This window comes from Arthrobacter sp. J156, from assembly GCF_056172865.1.
This window is the reverse complement of record NZ_CM149650.1, coordinates 1286585-1306190: the sequence shown is the minus strand read 5'-3', so window position 1 is coordinate 1306190 and position 19606 is coordinate 1286585. Positions and strand designations below refer to the sequence as shown.

The window sequence follows — 19606 nt, the reverse complement described above, 5'->3', positions numbered from 1 at the left end:
CGGCTGGTCAGAGCTGTTCGCCGACGCCGAGGAGGAAGTTCGCCCAGGCCACGCCGGCGCCGGCGAGCGCGGCGGCGCCGACCGAGACGAGCAAGCCGGTGCGGGCCTTTGTCGCGGCCTGGTAGTTGCCGCTGGATGAGGCGACCGCCCACACGATCGCGCAGACGATGAGCATGAGCGCGGCGATGATGAGGACGAACATCAGCAGCGCCCCGACGATGGAGCGCAGCTCTGCGGCACCGCCGACGCCGCCGAAGTCGGGAAACACGTCCATCAGGCCCCACCGCCCGCGGTGCAGGTCGCGAGGGTGGTGTCCCCGCCGGTGACGCCTTCCGCATTGTGGTCGGCGAGCCAGGCGGTGGCGTCGACGGCGGGCTGCCCTTGCCCGCCGGGGTGGATTTCCAGGTGCAGGTGGGGTCCGGTGGAGCGGCCGGACGAGCCTACATCTCCGATGTGCTGGCCCGCGGTCACGGTCTGCCCTTCGGTGACGTGGATGCCGGTCTCCCACATATGCGCGTAGTACGACGCGACCCGCTCGCCCCGGACGGTGTGCTCGATGATGACCAGCCCGCCGAAGCCGCCGCTGTAGCCGGCGTGCACGACCACCCCGTCCGCGATGGCGAGGATCGGGGTGCCGTCCGCGGCGGCAAGGTCGGACCCTGCGTGGAAGGCGCGTTCCCCGGTGAACGGGTCGGTGCGCCACCCGAAGCTGTCGGTGTCCACCCACGTCCCTTCGGGAAGCGGGAACACGATGCGCGTCGTCTCCGGCACGATCGGCGCCCCGCCGCCTCCTCCGCCGGTGGGCGCAGGGCGGGTTAGGGCGGCGAGGATCGCCTCGGCCACCGGCTGGTAGTTCTGGTAGCGGTCCGGGTAGGCGGATACCTCGACGGCCTGGGCGGCTTCGCCGGGGTCCATCTGCTGCCAGCCGGGAATGTCCAGCAGCCCCCGCGGGGAGGGGTGGTTCGGGCCGGTCTCGCCGCCGTAGAACGCTCTGGCCTGATAGGTCGAGTCCATCAGCTCGGCGACGGTGCCCCACCCAGCGGCGGGACGCATCTGGAACAGGCCCAAGGAGTCGTGATCGGACCCGTTGCCATCGTTCGGGAAGTCGCCGGACTCCGGGTAAGTGCCGGTGTTGGCGAGCATCCGCAGCGTGGACTCCGTGAGGGCGGCCATGAGCGCGATCACCACGCCGGGACGGCCGACACCGCTGGTCTGCCCGCCGACCGTGATGATCGTCGCGGCGTGGGTGAGCTGGGTCCGGTTCAGCGTGACCGTCTGCCCGTTGCGCGTCGTCGCGGTCAGCGACTCCGGGATCGGCCCCACAGCGAGGGAGCCCGGTGCGCATGCGGTCATCGCAGGATTGACCACGGCCGCCACCCCGACAAGCACGACCGAGGGGGCGAAGAACAGCAGGGCGACCGCGAGAGCGGCGAGCTTCTTCCACACAACAACCACCTGCTCTCAACGGAGGGGGTTGTCGAGTTGGGACAGGCGCAGTAGCTCACAGGTCGTGCCGGTGATGCCGCGGCCTGTGACCGCCGGGGTGCAGACGATGAACACCGTGAACGACACCGGCCGGGACGCCTCCACAGGTTCGGTGTCCCAGGTGCCGTCCCGGTGCCGGGTGCCGTCAATGGTGTACGCGACGGTGCCTGCGGGAATCTGGCCTGGTGCGGCCTGCGCGACCGCGGTCTCCCACGCTTCCGGGATGACCGCGGTATCGACGATGAGCCATTGGCGGGTCTGGTACTGACGGAGCTGCCCCCACGCCTCCACACTCGGCAGATACGCCCGCACATCCCCCGCCAGCGCGGCAGCCTCCTCATCTGCGGCGACATCCGCAAGCATCTGCGCGTAGTCCATCGGGCCATCACCGGTAGTGGTGTCCCAGGTGAACAGCGCGCTGGCGACCGCGCGGGCGAACGCCTCCGGGCCGCCGACCTGCGGCACCGCCACCGGCCCCTCACCGGACGGCCCGGCCGGCGGGGCGGTCACGGTGGAACTCGGTGTGTCGGCGGGAGTGGAGTCGGTGCGGGGTGCGGGGCCGCGCAGCAGCCCGTAGATGCCGACACCGACCAGCAGGAGCAGCACGAGCCCGCCCGCGATCGTGGCGATCAGCAGACGACGACGGCCGCGATCAGCGAGGGTGGCGGGGTCCATGCGGGTCCTCCCAAGAGGCGACAGGTAGGTGGTCGCCGGGAAGGTGCACACACGCCCCCACGAAGCGGTGGTCAGGCGATGTGCTCGCTGCGTTCCTGCGCCCGGCGGGCAGCGCGGGCGGTATCGGCGAACGCGATCGTGCCGGTGACGGTCTGCTCGAACCGTGACCATTGCTCCTCGGTCAACGCCGGGCCAACCTCGTCCGGGTCATGGTGCAGCCACCATCCGGCCATGTCGTCCCAGATCGCGACGAACACGGTCAGCGGGAACGGCACCGGCTCACCCTGATCCTCGACCGCGGTCAGCGCGGGGCGCGGGGGTTTCCGGCCGGTCTTCTTCGCGGCCTTCACGCGGGCGAGCGCGGCCTGCGCCAACTCGTCCAGCTCCACCGCCCGCGCCTCACGCTCCGCCGCCCGCACCTGGACGGCCTCGGCGCGGGCCTGCTCGCGCACATCAGCGGGCAGGGTGGGGTCGGCGGCGACCTGGTCGAGCTCGGCGAGGGAGAGTTCGGCGTTGACGCGCAGGTGGGAGGGGTAGACGCCTCCGCCGGCCTTGATCCGCTCGACCTCCTCCGCCGCGCGAGTGCGCACGGACTCGGGCTGGGATTCGTCGGCGGCGAGGTGTTCGAGTCGGCCGATGCGCTCCAACGTGGTGTGCGAGTCGCGGCCGGTGACCATCTGCGCAGCCTGCACGGCGGCCTCACCGGGGGTGGTTTCCCACGGTGCCGTTAACTTAACGGGACCGTCTTCTCCGGCCTCGTCGGCGGCGTGGAAGCGGGTGGCCTCCTGGCGGCGTGCCGCGTCTTCGGCGAGCAGGGTCTTGAGTTCGCGGTAGAGGCCGGCGGCCTCGAACTGGGTCAGTGGCTTGTGCAGCAGGTTGTCGTCCTGCTCCGCGAGGAGCTGCCCGAGCCGGTCCGAGACACCACTGCGGACCCACACCTTGACGGTCTTCCACCCGAGCAGCTTGATCGCCGCCAGGCGGCGAGCACCGCAGATGAGGTGCCCGTCGAGGGTGATCGTGATCGGTTGCAGCAGGCCGTTGCGCCGGATCGACTCGACCATCGCGGTCAGGTCGCCGTAGTCCTGCCGGTGCCGGCGTCCGACACCGATGGAGTCCACAGCCCGCTCCAGCTCGATGTGCCCATCCTGCGGAGTGCTCACGGGTGATCAGCTCCGCTATCGGGGGCGGCAAGGCCCGCGGTCAGCACGAGGTCATTGTCACGCCATAGCGCTCGCAACGGCTCGCCGATCAGAAGCCGCACCACCAGGCCACGCCCGGCGTTGGTGTGTGCAAGGGAGGGGTCGGGGTTGCCGAGCACAACCCGCAGCAGCGTCGTCCAGGAGGTTCCGGGCAGGTCCAGGAGGGCGCGGGCTTGCCGGTCGCGGCGCAGGACCTCGAAGGCCGACGCTCGCGACACGGATTCGGCAAGCCGCCCGGTGATGTACTCCACCCCGGCCCGCGCGGTCTCCGGCGCCCAACCGACGCGGCTGAGGAACGCGATCGTGTCCTCCACCGCCGAGCCCACGTTCATCGTCCGCTCCAGCAGCAGCTCCTCGTCCTCGCCGAGCACGTCCTCCTCGTCGTCGGTGAAGGGGTCGACGTGGAACGCGGGGTGGTAGTCGGGCAGCGGGTTCTCCCGGTCGCTGAACCGCTCCGCGTCATGGAACACCGAATAGCGGGGCCGGCGCGCCTGGTGCACGGAGCACAGTAGGCCGTTGCCGCGCTCCTCACCGATGCAGGTCACCTGCACCGCACGGGTCACCACCGCCCACGGGTCATCCGCCCGACGAGTCGCAGCTCCCCGCATCGCCTCGAACGCCGCAGAGGCAGCCTCCCACGGGTCCAGGCCGTGCTTGCGAGCCAGGGCGGCGTACTTGTCGGCCGCGTGCCGCATCAGCGCGGCAGCCTCCGGGTCGTTCCGCCACGCGCCCTTGCCGGCCTCATGGAGTCTGTTGAGGAGCGCGCGTAGCGCCTCCGAGTCCTCGAACCAAGCCCGCTCCTGGTCGCCGGTGCTTGCCTTTGTCATTCCGGCACCTCCTGAACAGCAGGTGCGCACACGTCCCCCAGCCGTGGGGCTCGCCGGTGCATGAGGGACGCGCATGGCTCAGGTCACCCCAACCCGATCCCGGACCGTGACACCCACGAATGCCGCTCACCAGCCCCGCGGCCGAACGCGGTCACCGGCAACAACTTCCGTGCCCGCTCGCTCACAACCCGCACGCCCGAGCGCGCGATCGTGCGGGTGCCCCGGTATGTCTGACCGGGCGCGCGGCGGGTGCGGCGGGCGAGCTCGGCTTGGAAGTCGATGCCTTGCCCGGCGACCCTGCCCATCCGCGAGGCCAGCAGATCGGACGGGCGCACCCACACCACCCCCGACCTACGCTTCCCCGCCTCCGCCGCATCGGGCATCTTTTGCGTCGCCGCGGACGGGTCGCCGTGGCGAGCCAGTTCAGACACCTCCCCGTCACCGCTCGGATGTGCCTCGTCGGGCGCCTCGGATTCCTCCCGGCGGCTTGCGGGATGCTCTGCGAGCCGGGCGGTGCGTTGTTCGTCGTCGTTCATGTCGTTTCCTCCGTGTCGGGGCCGGTCAGGACGGGCCGGGCGAACCAGCGTCCGACCGTGGACGGGTGCACTCCGAGGTGGCGGGCGATCTGCTTGTTCGACCAGCCCTCCTCCTCCCGCAGCACCACCGCCACCTCACGACCCACCGGTGCGGGCCCCATCGGGATCGGTGACGCGGCAACCGTCGACGTCTCCTCGCCTGACTCGCGCGACGGCTCGGGCTCGGGTGCGGGGAGGGGGCGGGTGAGGATCACGGTGAGGTGGGTGATCGCCAGTAGCACCAGCGGCGGCACCGCCGCCACCGACGCGGCGAGCACACCGGGCACGTCGGCGTCGGCGGCGACGACGGCATGGATCGCGTTCGCGGTCACCGACACCACCGCACCGGCGGCCAGCAGCGCCCACGGATACCAGGCGGAACGTTGCCCCGCGAGCGCGACAACGGAGACCGTTGAGACGACGATGATGCCGTCCACGATGAATGGCCACGCCCACGCCTGCCCCGCATCCACCCCAGAGCGGCGGGCAAGATCAGCGAGAGCGGTGAACGAGAGCCAGAACGCGCCAGCGGCGATGAGCACCGTCCCGGCCACCGCGGTCGCCACTGCGACCCGGCCACCCCACGTTGTCGTCGCCGGGTTCACGAGAGCACCCGACTCTCGAGCCGCATCGTCTGGCGCGGCACTTCGCGCTGTATTGCCGGCGCGGAGGCGGGGTGGATGTGGGTGGCGCGGTAGGCGGAGCGAATCGTGGTCGTGACTTCCCGCGGCGACAACCCAGAGTGCTCGGCAGCCGGGGCGAGGGCGTCGACCATCTCAGGCAAGGACATGCCGGCTTCTGCGAGGCGGCAGGATGCCCAGAACAGGCCCCGGTTGCGTTCGCCTTCGCCGCGTTGCGCGACCCAGGCCGCCAGCCGGCTGGCATCCCTTGGAGCCGGTCCGGTGCGCCCGACGTGTCGTGGATCAGGGCGCGGGTCCAGGAAGTCCCGCAACGCTCCCGCGTCCACCGGGCACGGAAGCTCTTGCGAGCCGCCGACCAGCGCATACGAGACGCGCCGATCACCGGTGGCGATCACGGAGGGCGGGACAATGACATAGCCGCCGTCACCGCGGAAGTCGACTCGTGCCCGCGCGGCCTGCCACGAGGGCTGCGGACGGTCCGGATCGGCCGGATAGTAGGCGTGCATCCCACCCGAAGGAGTCCGCACCAACGCCACCCACCCCTCGACCAGGCCGGCACGGCGGGCGCGACCGAACGCACCGAACCCGTGCCCCTCTGCCTTCCGATCCACATCGACGACATCCACCCCAGACACGGCACCGGTCGGAACACCGATGTTCGCGGACGGCCACCGCCGCCACCACCCCGCAACCCGGCCGGCGTCAGTAGTCGCGTCGCGGAAACCGTGCTCGATCCGGGGCCGCTTACCGCCCGGCACGCACGGGAACACCGGCACCCCCGCCTCCGCGAACCGTGCCGCAGCAATCGCCGGCGGGAGGCCGGCGACCTGGGCGAACAACTCTGCCGGGCTCATCACAGACTCCTCACCGCGGCATCCGCCGAGCGAGATGCCCGCGACGGCTCCACCGGTGGCGGCGTAGTGCGTTCTGCTCGCGGGATGTATTCGGCTCTGGCAGTGTCACGGGTGAGGCCGGGTGGGTCACCGGTACCGACCTGGGCCGTCGGGAGAGCGTCGAGGATCGCCCCGGCGATCTTGCGGACACGCTCCCCAGTGGCCTGCACTACCTCGGCCGGGTCCTTGTCCTTCACCGTGCCCGCCCAGCCGGAGACATAGGGGATCGTGTAGGCGGTGGTGTCCATGCCATGTGCGGCACCGATCATCAACGCCACCGACTCCGCCTCCACTTCACCTACGCCGCGATGCCTTGTCGCGTCCGGGTTATTGGGGCCGTGCAGCCTCACATGCGCGAGCTCGTGAACGAGAGTCTTCACCTGCGCGGCATCACCCATGTTCGTCCGCACCGCGACCGTCCGATTGGTGTAGTCGGTCAGGCCGTTCGCGCCACCGATCTCGCTCTCGTGCTCGACCCGCAACACCGCGAACCCCTCCGCCTCCACCAGGCCCGCCAGCCCGTCCCAGAGACCCGCGGGGGCATCGCCCTCCAGCAGGACCGCCGACGGACGCTCCGGGACCGGAGCGCCGGCAGTCTGGGAGACATCCCACACATAGGCGGACTTCCCGCCGACCATCCGGGAGCGCATCAACTCACCCGGCTTCGGCTTCTCGAACCGGCCCAGCCGCCGCCACGACAACACATCCTGCGGAGTCGAGGACGCAAACCTGCCCATCACCGGAGCGAAGATCATGTACCCCGGCTGGCCCTTCTCCACCTGCCTGCCGAGCGTCTGCCATTGCTTGTACCCTGCGATATACGACGGCTCCGCCGCTTGCACGCGCCCCTGCTCGAAGGCGTCGAGGTGCTGGGCGAAGATCATTAGCGTGTTGCGGAACGAGCGCGCCCGGAACCGGGCAGCGAACTCCAGAGCGCGCTTCCAGTCCTCACCGGAGACGAGCTGGTTGACCGCAGTCGACAGCCGCTCGTGGAGCTGTTCGAGCTTCGCGTCGCGTGTGGCCCGTCTCTCCTCGTCCGTCGCCATCATGAATCTCCTCCCGGCGGGGCCCACGGCGCGTGCCGGTGACCCTTGCGACCATGAGGTGCGCCGGGATCTTCATGAGAGTCAGCCGAGCTTCGGGAAATCCCGTCAACAAGGACGGCTCCACGGTGAGCCTTGCGTATGGGTCTACTCACTACCAGGTTCGAGTGGCCGCTGGACCCTCACGCCTTCTCTTGCAACGATCAGCCCCCCATTGCGCGACGAACAGCGCACGTTAGCGTCGATTCTGGGCGTCGCCGAGAAGTGATCAGCGATGCGCGACGCGATATTCCGATGGACTCATGCTGTATCTGGCTCGAAACCACCGCGCCGCGACACGTGGATCATTCCACCCGCAGCGCTGAGCAATCTCGCGAACGCCGAGTTCGGAATGAAGCAAAAACTGAGCGAACTTCTCGGTACGTATTTGGTTCAATGTACGCATGGGTGAATCCAGACCCCCACCGGAGAACAGGCGGCACAACTGAGAACGTGAGAGGTGCGCGCGACGCGCCAGATCCGCTAATGTCCATGGTTCTTGCGGTGCATCCGCCATCGCCCGTAGCAAGGACATGACACGGTCGGTGGCCGCGCCTGGAAGCGCTATTCTCTGCGCACCCAAGTCAGAGGGTTTGTAGTTGGCTAGGAGCGCGGGAAGCGTGAGCTCTGTGATCCTTGCCAGACCGGCGACGGTCCGGACGGCTGCCACTTCCACCGAGTGAGGCTGATGATCCCACAACCGTCCAACTTCTCGCCAGATGACGGAAGTCTCGTGGACTATGCCTTGACCTAGATCTAGTACTAGCGCTGAACCGTCCCAGTTTGACGGATGCGCTCCTGGCCGGACGCGCTCGATGTCGGGAAGCTGCCACGACATCTGGCTTCGAAGAAATCTCTCGCTCATTCGAACGATCAGGGTCGCAAGCGGGACATGTGGAGATAAGAGATACGTCTGGCGCTCGCCGAGCGCGATGGCCTGGCCTGCCCACACAGTGATCGTCTTTGATGAAGTTTGAATATATCCGCTGCCGCGTTTCACCAGGATGATCTTCGCAGTCTCTAGGTGCGCGGGTGTTAGCGGCCATGAAAAACTGCCCATAGGCGGCCACGAAAGTGCCCGCTGGCGGCCAGCAGAACTGCCCGCCGGTGGCCATGAGATCTGCCCACTTCCTTACTTGTTCCTGCCGCGTCTTTAAGCGGTGGGGGCCTCTCCCTGCGGTTTGATGACGGTGTCTAAGCGCACCAAAAGCGAACCAGGAAGAGGCCCTGTATGAAGTCTGACGGAGAAATCATGGAAATTCTTGCTGCCTACGATCTGACCGGATCGTTGCGCGCCACCGCGGAGCTCACGGGCTGCTCGCACCACACCGTTGCTAAACACGTCACCGCCCGTGACGCGGGCCGGCCGATCGGGGAACCCGCGGCCCGCGGCCGGGTCACCGACGCGTTCCTGCCCAAGATCGAGGAATGGATCGAAGCCTCCAAGGGCCGGATCCGGGCCGACAAGGCCCACGAAAAGCTCCTCGCTCTGGGCTACACCGGTTCGGAACGGTCTACCCGCCGGGCGATCGCGCAGGTCAAAGCCGCGTGGCGGCTGGGCCACACCCGCGTCCACCGGCCGTGGATCACAGAACCGGGGATGTGGTTGCAGTACGACTTCGGCGACGGGCCCCGGATCGGCGGGGTGAAGACCATCCTTTTCGTGGCCTGGCTGGCGTTCTCACGCTTCCGCATCGTGATCCCGCTCAGGGACAGGACCGCGCCGAGCGTGTTCGCGGCCCTGGACCGGTGCTTCCGGATCCTCGGAGGGGCGCCGACCTATGTCCTCACGGACAACGAGAAGACCGTCACCACCGCCCACGTCGCCGGGGTCCCGGTGCGCAACCAGCAGACCCTGGACTTCGCCCGGCACTACGGGGTGACCGTGCTGACCTGCCAACCGGCGGACCCGGCCACCAAAGGCGGAGTCGAAGCGTCCGTGAAACTCGCCAAGGCCGACCTCGTGCCCAAAGACACCAACCTCCGCGATGACTACCGCACCTTCGCCGAGCTCGAGGCCGCCTGCACGGCGTTCATGGACGAGGTCAATCACCGTGAGCACCGGACGACGCGGCGGAAACCCGCGGCCATGCTCGCCGAGGAAGCCCCGCGGCTGCACCGGATCCCGGACACCGCCCACACGGTCGCGTTCGGCCTGGCCCGCGGCGTTCCGGAGAACACCCCAATGGTCACCTTCGAAAACGCCCAGTACTCCGTCCCGGCCCACCTGCTCGGAGCCCGGGTGTTCGTCCGCACCCACGGCACCGGGCCCGGCGAGCAGGTCATCATCGTCCACCACGGCACGACCGGGCCCGTCGAAGTCGCCCGCCACGAACGGGCACGGCCCGGCAGCCCCGCCATCAACGACGAACACTTCCCCGGAACCCGGGCGAAGCTCCCCGGCGACTACGAGGTGAGGGCCCGCAGCGCGGACGAGGCCGCGTTCCTGGCCATCGGCGAAGGCGCCAGAACCTGGCTCGTCGAGGCCGCCGCGGCCGGGACCGCAAGGATGAACGTGAAAATGGCCGAAGCCGTTACGCTGGCCAAAATCGCCGGCACTGATCAGGTCGACCGGGCCCTGGGCGACGCCGCCCTGCACGGCCGGTTCGCGCACCCGGACCTCGCCTCGATCTTGAACGCCAACATCCGCCGCACTACCACCCACGCCGCCAACGAAGCCACCTCCCTCACCCAAGGAACAGGGGCGTGGGCCGCGATCGGCAACCCCGCAACCATCACCACGCCGGAGGAGGCCCGATGAGCCCCGTCACCACGACCAATACCGTGGCTCCGCCGCTACCGGCGGACCTGGAGGCCCTGATGCGGTCCCTGAAAATGCCCCACGCCCGGGCGCTGGCCCCGGACCTGATCGCGACCGCCCGCGCCCAGCGGTGGGAACCGGCCGAGGTCATCAAGGCCCTCTTCACGGAGGAAGCCGCCGGCCGGGCCCGGTCCATGCTCGCTTCCCGCCGCAAAGCAGCCGGGTTCCCGACCGGGAAGACCTTCGAGGCGTGGGACCCTGCAGCGTCCTCCATCCCGGGCCCGACCCAGCAGGCACTGCGGACCCTGGAATGGATCACCCGCAGGGAAAACTTGGTCGTCTGCGGGCCCTCGGGGACGGGGAAGACGTTCTTCCTCGAAGCCCTCGGCCAGCAGGCCGTCGAAGCCGGAATGCGGGTCGCTTGGTTCAGGCTCGAGGACCTCGGCGTCCTCATCCGCGCCCACCGAACCGATGACAGCGTCACCCGGGCCGTTGCCCGGATCCTGCGCGCCGAGCTCGTGGTCATCGATGATATTGGTCTGTTGCCCGTGGCCACGGACGCCGCCGAAGGCCTCTACCGGGTCGTGGACGCAGCCTACGAAAAACGCTCCGTCGCGATCAGCTCCAACCTCCACCCCGCCGGGTTCGATGAGCTCATGCCCAAAACCCTCGCCACCGCCACCGTTGACCGACTGCTGCACCACGCCCACGTCTGCCAGACCAGCGGCGATTCCGTCCGTCTTACCCAGGCCCTCGCCGGAAAAGGAGTGACCCGCTTGAACTGACCAACCCAACGATGGCCGACCCCGCCGAAACGAATCAGTGGGCAGATCTGTTGGCCATAACCGGGCAGTTTTACTGGCCACCAGCGGGCACATCAACTGGCCGCCCATGGGCAGAACGTAATGGCCATTGACACGCGGGGGGACTATCTCATTAACGGTGTATCCGGCGGTTTCTTTTAGTAGCTTTCAGCGGCCGGGAATCGGTCGCTGAAAGTGATGGCGAAGGCGTTCAAAGCGGGCTTCCAACGCACGGCCCATCGGGTCTTGCCGGCACCGGTCGGATCGAGGGATCGGGTGACCAGATACAGGCACTTTAGCGCAGCCTGCTCGGTGGGGAAATGACCCCGGGCCTTCACGGCGCGCCGGTACCTGGCGTTGAGGGATTCGATCGCATTGGTCGAGCAGATCACGCGCCGGATTTCCACGTCATAGTCCAGGAACGGGATGAACTCCTCCCACGCGTTCTCCCACAGCCGCACGATGGCCCCGTATTTCTTGCCCCAGCGCTCGGTGAGCTCCTCGAACGCCGCCCTGGCGGCCGCAGCGTTCACGGCGGTGTAGATGGGCTTCACGTCCCGTTTGAGCGCGTCCCAGTCCTTCTTCGAGGCCAGGCGGAAGGTATTGCGGATCAGGTGGATGATGCAGGTCTGCACGGTTGTCAGCGGCCAGACGTTGGTGACGACTTCGGGCAGGCCTTTGAGGCCGTCGCAGACCAGGAAGAAGGTGTCTTTCACGCCGCGGTTCTTGATGTCGGTGAGCACGCTCATCCAGAACTTCGCGCCCTCACCGCCGGTGCCGGCCCACAGGCCGAGGATGTCCTTCTCACCCTCCAGCGTCACGCCGATCGCGGCGTAGACGGGCCGGTTGGCGACCTGCCCGTCGCGGACCTTGACGACGATGGCGTCGATGAAGATCGCCGCGTAGACCTCATCCAGCGGCCGGTTTTGCCACGCGGCCATCTCGTCGAGCACCCTGTCGGTGATCCGCGAGACGGTCTCCTTTGACACGGACGCACCGTAGATCTCGGCGAAGTGCGCGCTGATTTCCCCGGTGGTCAGGCCCTTGGCATAGAGCGACAGGACCATCTCATCGACACCGGTCAGGCGGCGCTGACGCTTCTTGACGATGACCGGTGAGAAGGTCCCTTCCCGGTCCCGCGGCACGTCCACCTCCACCGGGCCCGTGGTCTCCGTCAGCACCGTTTTTGGGCGCACGCCGTTGCGGGAATTCGCGGTCTGCTTCCCTGCCGTATCGTGCTTTTCATATCCGAGATGCTCGGTCATTTCCTCATCGAGCGCGGTCTCGATCACGGTCTTGGTCAGCTGCTTGAGCAGACCGTCCGGCCCGGTCAGGGACAGGCCCTGTTCCTTCGCCATTCTGACCAGCTCGCGCGCAGCGTCGCCCTCGGATACTTCTGTCTTCTTTTCAGCGGTTTTCGTACTCGGCACAGCCTCAAGTGTTGCGGCCATATCGGGCTCCTCCCCGCCAGGCTTACCGCCCGGCGTGTCGAGCCGGATACACCGTTATTTCCACAGTCCCCACGCGGGTCAGAATCGGGTGGCGTGGCGCGCGGCGTTGACTCTGGCATCGCGCGCTGACGGTCGCGAACGGGAACGGGCGGGCCGTTGCGGTGTGAGAGCGTGCGGGATCGCACGGCGAGGGGCTCGTGGCGACTGTCGGTGCGTGCTGTGACGCCCCGGGACCCCTGGGGAGGCCTATGCGGGCGCCAGCCCGGCGGCTGTAGCGACGCGGAGCTTGCGGAGGTTGTGGCAGATCGTGTGGAGTAGCCATTCGCCTTGGGCGCCGGCGAGTCCGCGTAGCCGGAGCTGTCCGGCGTTTTGCCGGGTCTTCATCTGCCCGAACGCGGGTTCAACGATGGCTTTGCGGCGCGCGTAGTCGGTGCGGCCCTGCTCGGTGCGCAGCGCGTGCGCCATCCGCTCCCGCCGGCTCGCGTCCTCTGGGGCCGGGTCCGGGGCGCCGGCGGTAGGGAAGCTCTCGCCGTGACGTTGCCGTCCCGTCGCGATCAACACCTGTGCGTCCAGATCGTCGGCGGCTTCGAGGTTAGCTTCCGAGCAGTAGCCCGCGTCAGCGAGGACGACCTCCGGGGAACGCTCGACCCCTGCCGCATCAAGGTTCCGTAGGGTCTGCTCGGCCATCGGGACGAACTGCTGGATATCGGTAGCCTGCTGGGTGACCTCGGCGCTCAACACGATCTGGTGGCCCTCATCGACAACGGCCTGCGCGTTGAACGCGTAATCGAAGCCGCGGACCGTCTTCATCATCCGCGCCTCAGGATCGGTGAAATTGCGTTGCGCTTTCGGCTTCGGCGCCGCCGTGTCCACCGCAGTCGCGACGGCCGCGTCGGCCTGCTCAGGGGGCTGACCGGCGGCGTCGGCCTTCTTCCGCGCCACGGCTGCCGCCTTCTCGGCGGCGTCGGCCTCGATCGCGTCCTTCGCGGCACGTAGTTTTACCAGGCGCCCCTCACGGCGGGCCAGCTCCGGGGCGACCTCGTCCCCGCGCCGGTCCTGGCCGAACTGCTGATCCTCGGCCTCATCGACCGCCTCCGCCTCGGCGAGCAGCGCAGCGACCTCGGCTTGGAGCTGATCGATCTTCGGCACGATCCGGTCATAGCTCATCGCCTTATGCCGCGACGCGTTCGCAGCCAGCTTCGTGCCATCCAGCGCGACACGCCCCAACCGCACCAGCCCCGCCTCCGCGCAGACCCGCAGCACCTGCAGGAACAACCCCGGCAGGGCATCCAGGTGACGCCGACGAAACCGGGCCAGCGACCGGTAGTCGGGCGCCTGGTTGCCCGACAGCCACCGGAAGGCGATGTCGCGCTTGCAGCGCCGCTCCAACTCACGAGACGAGGTCGCGCCCGTCGCGTACGCGAACAGCAGCAGCTTCAACATCATCCGCGGGTCATACGGAGGCGCACCCGAGGCGGACGCGTACGACGCGTAGACCGGCGTCAGATCCAAGAGCTCTTCGACGACCTCGGAGATGAACCGGGCCTCATCATCCTCGTCCAGCCAGTCATCCAGACTCGGCGGGAGCAGGAAACACTGCCCCTGGTCATACCCACGGAACGTCTTCACCGCGCCAGCCCGCGCCACCGAGCCCGGCGCCCGCGCCTCACCCGGCTCAATGTCGAACAGGCCCTCCGGGCCAACAACTGCCTTCATGAATCGATTCTCCCAGCGCCACGCGCTATCCACCGGATTCACCCCGGCGCGTTAACGGAAGGATCTGACCCACGCACCTAGGGGGCCGAAGCGCGTCGGCGCATCGAAGAGCGCATCCCGCACTGAAACCCGCGCCATCGGATATCCGAGCGCACAAGAACTCTGCCCGCTGGCGCGGGCATCGACCGTTCTCATCTAGATGCTGCTCGCCAACCCCGGCGGCAACTGTGTGAGCCGGGACTGTGGAAATAACGGTGTATCCGGCTCGACACGCCGGGCGGTAAGCCTGGCGGGGAGGAGCCCGATATGGCCGCAACACTTGAGGCTGTGCCGAGTACGAAAACCGCTGAAAAGAAGACAGAAGTATCCGAGGGCGACGCTGCGCGCGAGCTGGTCAGAATGGCGAAGGAACAGGGCCTGTCCCTGACCGGGCCGGACGGTCTGCTCAAGCAGCTGACCAAGACCGTGATCGAGACCGCGCTCGATGAGGAAATGACCGAGCATCTCGGATATGAAAAGCACGATACGGCAGGGAAGCAGACCGCGAATTCCCGCAACGGCGTGCGCCCAAAAACGGTGCTGACGGAGACCACGGGCCCGGTGGAGGTGGACGTGCCGCGGGACCGGGAAGGGACCTTCTCACCGGTCATCGTCAAGAAGCGTCAGCGCCGCCTGACCGGTGTCGATGAGATGGTCCTGTCGCTCTATGCCAAGGGCCTGACCACCGGGGAAATCAGCGCGCACTTCGCCGAGATCTACGGTGCGTCCGTGTCAAAGGAGACCGTCTCGCGGATCACCGACAGGGTGCTCGACGAGATGGCCGCGTGGCAAAACCGGCCGCTGGATGAGGTCTACGCGGCGATCTTCATCGACGCCATCGTCGTCAAGGTCCGCGACGGGCAGGTCGCCAACCGGCCCGTCTACGCCGCGATCGGCGTGACGCTGGAGGGTGAGAAGGACATCCTCGGCCTGTGGGCCGGCACCGGCGGTGAGGGCGCGAAGTTCTGGATGAGCGTGCTCACCGACATCAAGAACCGCGGCGTGAAAGACACCTTCTTCCTGGTCTGCGACGGCCTCAAAGGCCTGCCCGAAGTCGTCACCAACGTCTGGCCGCTGACAACCGTGCAGACCTGCATCATCCACCTGATCCGCAATACCTTCCGCCTGGCCTCGAAGAAGGACTGGGACGCGCTCAAACGGGACGTGAAGCCCATCTACACCGCCGTGAACGCTGCGGCCGCCAGGGCGGCGTTCGAGGAGCTCACCGAGCGCTGGGGCAAGAAATACGGGGCCATCGTGCGGCTGTGGGAGAACGCGTGGGAGGAGTTCATCCCGTTCCTGGACTATGACGTGGAAATCCGGCGCGTGATCTGCTCGACCAATGCGATCGAATCCCTCAACGCCAGGTACCGGCGCGCCGTGAAGGCCCGGGGTCATTTCCCCACCGAGCAGGCTGCGCTAAAGTGCCTGTATCTGGTCACCCGATCCCTCGATCCGACCGGTGCCGGCAAGACCCGATGGGCCGTGCGTTGGAAGCCCGCTTTGAACGCCTTCGCCATCACTTTCAGCGACCGATTCCCGGCCGCTGAAAGCTACTAAAAGAAACCGCCGGATACACCGTTAATGAGATAGTCCCTGTGAGCCGTGCATGCACGGCTCAGCCTTCCACGTTGTCGAGGCGGTATCCCATGCCTGGTTCAGTAATGATGTGGTTCGGCTTGGAGGGGTCTGTTTCGATTTTCCTGCGGAGTTGTGAGACGTAGAGGCGAAGGTAGCCGGTGTCTTCCGCGTGCTCGGTGCCCCAAATACTGGTGAGGAGTGTTTGTCGCGTGACGAGCTTGCCGGTGTTTCGGATGAGGATCTCGATCACTTGCCATTCGGTGGGCGTGAGGCGGATTTGTCGTCGTCCGGCGGGTGACTCCTTGGTGACGCTTCGTGCAGCAAGGTCGATGGTGACGTTGCCGAGCCGGACAGACGGCAGCGCTTCTTCTTGAGGGACGCGGCGGGTGAGCGCGCGAATACGGGCGAGAAGTTCGTCCACGGAGAAAGGTTTGGTGACGTAGTCGTCGGCGCCTGCGTCGAGTGCTTCGACTTTGTCAGGTGCTCCCGCACGGCCGGAGACGACGAGAATGGGTGCTTGAGACCAGCCCCGGATGCCCTGGATGACTTCGATGCCATTGAGTTGTGGCATGCCAAGGTCGAGAAGATAAACGTCGGGGTGCTCGTCGATGGCCGCTCTGACGGCTTGAGCGCCGTCTGTGGCGGTCACGATCTCGTACCCCTTTGCGCTCAGGGTGATGCGGAGCGCGCGAAGGATCTGGGGGTCGTCGTCGGCGATGAGGATCTTCAAGCCTGTTCCTCCTGTGACGGGGATGATGTCGTGAGGTGGATCGGGATGGAGATCACCATGGTCAGGCCGCCGCCGGGTGTGTCTTCGGGAGTGAGTGTGCCGTGCATGGCTTCGATGAATCCTCGGGAGAGGGCGAGGCCGAGGCCGAGGCCACTGGTGTTGTCAGTGTCTCCGAGCCGTTGGAAGGGCAGGAAGATGTCGTCGTGCCTGTCGGGTGTGACTCCTGGGCCGTGATCGATGATCCGGATCTCCAGCCGTTGGTCGAAGGTGCTGGTGGTGACAGTTACCGGCTGGTCCGGTGGCGAGTACCTGGTGGCGTTGGCGAGCAGATTGACGATGACGCGCTGCAACAGGACGGGGTCCGCTTCTGCGGTGCTGTTTTCGTGGCCGAGCGCGAGGCGGACGTCTGACGGGCCGAGTTTCAACTCGTCGAGAGCGGGCGCGATCGCTTCGGCGGGGTCGGTGGGCATTGTGGTGAGGGTGAGAGCGCCAGCCTGGAGGCGACTCACATCGAGGAGGTCGCTGACGAGCGCGGCAAGTGCGGTGAGGCTGTCGTCCGCGGTGTCCAGGAGTTCGCGCTTGTCTTCGGAGGAGAGCTTCTTTCCAGCCGCGCGGAGCCCACCGACCGCGGCGGATGCGGCGGCCAGGGGGCGCCGCAGGTCGTGACTCAATGCAGATAGGAGTGCGCCGCGGACGCGGTCGGAGGCGGCAATCGGCTCGATCTCCTCCGCGGTGGCGGTGAGTCTTTGATGTTCGAGAGCGGCGCTGATCTGGGCGGCGACGACGGTGAGGAGTCGACGTTCGGAGGCGGGAAGGTCGGCGCCGTGGAGTTCGAGACTGCCGCCTTCAGAGAGCAGGATGACGGTGTGATTGCCGTCGGCGACAGGTTCTCCGGCCGTGGCGATGACGCGGTCTGCGAGTGTGACGCGGACGCCGGGGAGGTGGAATGCCTCGCGGGTGCGGTCGACGAGTGCCTGGATTGCGTTGTCTCCGCGGAGCACACTTCCAGCGATGGTCTGGATGAGCTCGGATTCTGCGGCGGCGCGGCGGGCAGCTCGGGTGCGCCGGGCTGCCCGGTCGACGACGAAGCTCACCAACGCGGCGATGGTGACGTAGAGGAGGAGCGCCAAGGCGTGCAGAGGGTCGGCGATGGTGATGGTGTGGAACGGCTCAATGAAGAAGAAGTCGAGTGTGATGCCGGAAAGTACCGCGGCGAACAGGGCGGGCCAGATGCCGCCGACGAGTGCGACGACAACAACGAGGAGTTGGTAGCTGAGGACGTCGCTCGTGATCGACTCATCAGATCGGAGGGTGACGAGAAGGGCGGTGAGTGCGGGGCCGCCCAGGAACGCGAGCAGAAATCCGAGAAGACGGCGTTTGAGGGTGAGCGCGCCGCCGATAGGGGGCAGGGTGAATCGTCCGCCAGCAGCGAAGTGGGTGACGATGTGGACGTCGATGTCGCCTGATTCTCGAATAGTCGTGGCACCGATGCCGGGGCCGGTGAGAGCTGCGGCGAGTCGTCCGCGTCGGCTGACGCCGAGAACGAGTTGGGTGGCGTTGAGGGATCGCGCGAATTCGACCAGAGCGGCAGGGATGTCGGCGCCGACCACCTGGTGGTACGTCCCGCCGAGCTTCTCCACAAGGGCTCGTTGTTGTGCCAGAGCTACGGGGTTCCCTGCACGGAGGCCGTCTTGGCTGGTGACGTGCACGGCGATGAGCTCGCCGCCTGCGGATCGTGCGGCAACTCGTGCGCCTCGTCGGAGGAGAGTCTCTCCTTCGGGGCCACCTGTAAGTGCGACGACGACGCGTTCGCGGGCTTCCCATTTGCTATCGATGTCGTGTTCTTGACGGTAGCTCTTCAACGCTTGGTCGACTTCGTCTGCGAGCCATAACAGGGCGAGTTCGCGCAGTGCGGTGAGGTTCCCGAGTCGGAAGTAGTTGGACAATGCCGCGTCGATGCGCTCGGCAGGATAGACGAAGCCGCCGGTGAGGCGGTCACGCAGCGCTTGAGGGGCCAGATCGATGACTTCGATCTGGTCTGATTGGCGGAGGAAACTGTCGGGCACGGTCTCTCGTTGCGGAACACCGGTGATCTGCTCGACGACATCGTTGAGGGACTCGATGTGTTGGATATTGACCGTCGAGATGACGTCGATTCCGGCCTTTAAGAGCGCATCCACGTCCTCCCAGCGCTTCTCGTTCCGGGAGCCGGGAGCGTTCGTATGCGCGAGTTCGTCGACCAGCACGATTTCGGGGGCGCGTTGCAGGACTGTGTCGAGGTCCATCTCCTCCAGCTCGACGCCACGGTGAGCGATCATTGCCCGCGGGGTCGACGGGATACCGTCGGTCATGCGTGCCGTGGCTGCGCGGCCGTGTGTTTCGACGATCCCGATCACGACGTCGCGTCCTTCGCCCAGGAGCCGTCGGCCTTCTTCGAGCATGGTGTAGGTTTTGCCGACGCCGGGGGCGGCGCCGAGCAGCACGCGTAACCGCCCCCGTGTCGTCATGGTCAGTCCTCCAGCTCGTCCAGCGCCAGGTTCAGCTCCACCACGTTCACGACGCGGTCGCCGAGGTATCCCAGATCAGGTTCCTTTGTCCATTCAGCCACGAGTTCCTGAACTTGTCCCAGGGGCAGGCCGCGCGCGTCGGCGACGCGCTGGATCTGGATCGCCGCGTAGGCGGGACTAATGTGGGGATCGAGACCGGAACTGGAAGCGGTGACCGCGTCTGCGGGCACCTGATCCGGGTCGACACCGTTGAACGCTGCGATCTCGGCCTTGCGTTCGGTGATCGCGCCGATCAGTTCCTCGTTCTCGGGCCCCCAGTTCGTTCCCGAGGAGGAGGTGCCGTCGTAGCCGTCGCCGGCGGCCGAGGGTCGCGACTGGAAATACTCCGGCAGCGGATCGCCTTCCGCGTCTGTGAAGGACTGGCCGATGAGGGATGAACCAACGGCCTCGCCGTCACTGTTGCTGAGCGGTGATCCGTTCGCTTGAGAGGGGAAGGCAAGTTGTCCGATTCCGGTGATCAGAAGCGTGTAGCCGACCCCGAGGACGACGGTGAACATGAGCAGCGCACGTGTGGCGACCCACAGTGTCCGTCCGCTGCTGCGCGTGGCAGCATTCATGATGATTTCATTCCTTTGGTTGAG

Annotated in this window: 18 protein-coding genes; 3 read left to right on the top strand and 15 right to left on the bottom strand. The window is 67.1% G+C overall.

What is annotated here, in order from left to right; genetic code table 11:
- Nucleotides 1–7 precede the first annotated feature (7 nt).
- The 10 genes from AC0QR5_RS06035 to AC0QR5_RS05990 all read right to left on the bottom strand — a co-directional run bounded on the left by AC0QR5_RS06035 (nt 8) and on the right by AC0QR5_RS05990 (nt 8377).
- The gene (locus AC0QR5_RS06035) at nt 8–274 is read right to left on the bottom strand and encodes a DUF6112 family protein (protein WP_329863771.1); all 267 of its coding nucleotides are present in this window, start codon (nt 272–274) and stop codon (nt 8–10) included.
- Nucleotides 274–1446, bottom strand: coding sequence for a M23 family metallopeptidase (locus tag AC0QR5_RS06030; RefSeq protein ID WP_329863769.1), 1173 nt, complete (start codon nt 1444–1446; stop codon nt 274–276). The genes AC0QR5_RS06035 and AC0QR5_RS06030 overlap by 1 nt, the downstream gene beginning before the upstream one ends.
- A 15-nt stretch (nt 1447–1461) precedes the next feature.
- Nucleotides 1462–2160, bottom strand: coding sequence for a hypothetical protein (locus AC0QR5_RS06025; protein ID WP_329863768.1), 699 nt, complete (start codon nt 2158–2160; stop codon nt 1462–1464).
- A 71-nt stretch (nt 2161–2231) separates the two neighbouring features.
- The gene (locus tag AC0QR5_RS06020) at nt 2232–3320 is read right to left on the bottom strand and encodes a ParB N-terminal domain-containing protein (protein WP_329863766.1); all 1089 of its coding nucleotides are present in this window, start codon (nt 3318–3320) and stop codon (nt 2232–2234) included.
- Entirely contained in the window at nt 3317–4186 is an 870-nt protein-coding gene (locus AC0QR5_RS06015; protein WP_329863764.1) for a hypothetical protein, read from the bottom strand. The genes AC0QR5_RS06020 and AC0QR5_RS06015 overlap by 4 nt, the downstream gene beginning before the upstream one ends.
- 83 nt (nt 4187–4269) lie before the next feature.
- Complete coding sequence (locus tag AC0QR5_RS06010; protein WP_329863762.1) at nt 4270–4722, bottom strand: hypothetical protein; 453 nt, start codon at nt 4720–4722, stop codon at nt 4270–4272.
- Nucleotides 4719–5327: a DUF2637 domain-containing protein gene (locus AC0QR5_RS06005; RefSeq protein ID WP_329863800.1), complete on the bottom strand. Its 609-nt coding sequence runs from the start codon at nt 5325–5327 to the stop codon at nt 4719–4721. Before AC0QR5_RS06005 ends, AC0QR5_RS06010 begins: the two co-directional genes overlap by 4 nt.
- Before the next feature lie 35 nt (nt 5328–5362).
- Nucleotides 5363–6256 carry a bifunctional DNA primase/polymerase gene (locus AC0QR5_RS06000; RefSeq protein WP_329863759.1) on the bottom strand — a complete coding sequence of 298 codons (894 nt, stop codon included), beginning with the start codon at nt 6254–6256 and terminating at the stop codon, nt 5363–5365.
- The gene (locus AC0QR5_RS05995) at nt 6256–7344 is read right to left on the bottom strand and encodes an ArdC-like ssDNA-binding domain-containing protein (protein ID WP_430970756.1); all 1089 of its coding nucleotides are present in this window, start codon (nt 7342–7344) and stop codon (nt 6256–6258) included. The genes AC0QR5_RS06000 and AC0QR5_RS05995 overlap by 1 nt, the downstream gene beginning before the upstream one ends.
- A gap of 262 nt (nt 7345–7606) precedes the next feature.
- Nucleotides 7607–8377 carry a helix-turn-helix transcriptional regulator gene (locus AC0QR5_RS05990; RefSeq protein ID WP_329863758.1) on the bottom strand — a complete coding sequence of 257 codons (771 nt, stop codon included), beginning with the start codon at nt 8375–8377 and terminating at the stop codon, nt 7607–7609.
- Between the two features lie 231 nt (nt 8378–8608).
- On the opposite strand from AC0QR5_RS05990, the gene istA reads away from it, so the two are divergent.
- On the top strand, nt 8609–10138 hold the full coding sequence (gene istA / locus AC0QR5_RS05985) for an IS21 family transposase (RefSeq protein ID WP_237428196.1): 1530 nt from the start codon (nt 8609–8611) through the stop codon (nt 10136–10138).
- Nucleotides 10135–10923, top strand: coding sequence for an IS21-like element helper ATPase IstB (istB, locus tag AC0QR5_RS05980; RefSeq protein ID WP_237428195.1), 789 nt, complete (start codon nt 10135–10137; stop codon nt 10921–10923). Before istA ends, istB begins: the two co-directional genes overlap by 4 nt.
- Nucleotides 10924–11099: 176 nt before the next feature.
- On the opposite strand, the gene AC0QR5_RS05975 is transcribed toward istB, so the two are convergent.
- Together AC0QR5_RS05975 and AC0QR5_RS05970 are read right to left on the bottom strand one after the other, a co-directional pair.
- Nucleotides 11100–12392: an IS256 family transposase gene (locus tag AC0QR5_RS05975; RefSeq protein ID WP_400588025.1), complete on the bottom strand. Its 1293-nt coding sequence runs from the start codon at nt 12390–12392 to the stop codon at nt 11100–11102.
- Nucleotides 12393–12638: 246 nt separating this feature from the next.
- Nucleotides 12639–14108, bottom strand: a complete 1470-nt coding sequence (locus tag AC0QR5_RS05970; protein ID WP_430970734.1) for an IS1182 family transposase — start codon at nt 14106–14108, stop codon at nt 12639–12641.
- 306 nt (nt 14109–14414) lie between these two features.
- Between AC0QR5_RS05970 and AC0QR5_RS05965 the strand changes: the two genes are divergently transcribed.
- Nucleotides 14415–15707: an IS256 family transposase gene (locus AC0QR5_RS05965; protein ID WP_400588025.1), complete on the top strand. Its 1293-nt coding sequence runs from the start codon at nt 14415–14417 to the stop codon at nt 15705–15707.
- 58 nt (nt 15708–15765) lie between these two features.
- Here the strand turns inward: AC0QR5_RS05965 and AC0QR5_RS05960 are convergent, their stop codons facing one another.
- Genes AC0QR5_RS05960 through kdpC form a run of 3 tightly spaced genes read right to left on the bottom strand, consistent with a single transcriptional unit; the run spans nt 15766 to nt 19582 of the window.
- A complete protein-coding gene (locus AC0QR5_RS05960; protein ID WP_329864175.1) occupies nt 15766–16458 on the bottom strand; it encodes a response regulator transcription factor in 693 nt (230 codons plus the stop codon).
- A complete protein-coding gene (locus AC0QR5_RS05955; RefSeq protein ID WP_329864177.1) occupies nt 16455–18965 on the bottom strand; it encodes a sensor histidine kinase in 2511 nt (836 codons plus the stop codon). Before AC0QR5_RS05955 ends, AC0QR5_RS05960 begins: the two co-directional genes overlap by 4 nt.
- 2 nt (nt 18966–18967) lie before the next feature.
- On the bottom strand, nt 18968–19582 hold the full coding sequence (gene kdpC, locus AC0QR5_RS05950) for a potassium-transporting ATPase subunit KdpC (RefSeq protein ID WP_329864179.1): 615 nt from the start codon (nt 19580–19582) through the stop codon (nt 18968–18970).
- Nucleotides 19583–19606: the final 24 nt, after the last annotated feature.